The organism is Bradyrhizobium sp. 14AA, from assembly GCF_054185205.1.
In genome coordinates, this window is sequence record NZ_JAVAYM010000164.1 from 1 (window position 1) to 452 (window position 452).

At 61.9% G+C, this 452-nt stretch carries 1 protein-coding gene; it reads left to right on the forward strand.

Annotated features, from left to right (window positions below; translation table 11 throughout):
- Positions 1-15 precede the first annotated feature (15 nt).
- Positions 16-452, forward strand: a 437-nt coding sequence (locus tag RAD15_RS43820; RefSeq protein WP_458184864.1) for a hypothetical protein, incomplete at its 3' end; no start/stop codon positions are given.

The window sequence follows — 452 nt, forward strand, 5'->3', positions numbered from 1 at the left end:
ACCCACAAGAAGTCGATGACACCGGAGCAGCGCGTCCTCGTCGACAGCGCGTTGGCTTATTCACGAACCAAGGAATACAAGACCGCTCTCGAGACTTTCGGCGCCATGGCTAGCACATCCTACACCTTGTGGAGCACGTTGCCGCCGACGTGGACCGCGACGGCGGGAGCCGTCTCGTTCGGCGTGCGCGGCCTTGTTTTCGGAACGCAAGCCATATTCCCCAACGCGACCGCGGCCCACAAACCATTCGGGCGGTTCCTCAACGCGCTGGGCGGGGCCACATTCATTGCCGCGGCACCAGGTGCAGCGACTGGCCTGGTGCAGGGTAAGGATCTTGTCGTCAACAGCACTTTCACGCTGGGCAATATGGTCTACGGCACCAAGTCGATGCTGCAGTCCTTCACCGGCAGGCCAGTGATCCGGAATCTGGCCGAATATCTGGCTGGCCCGGG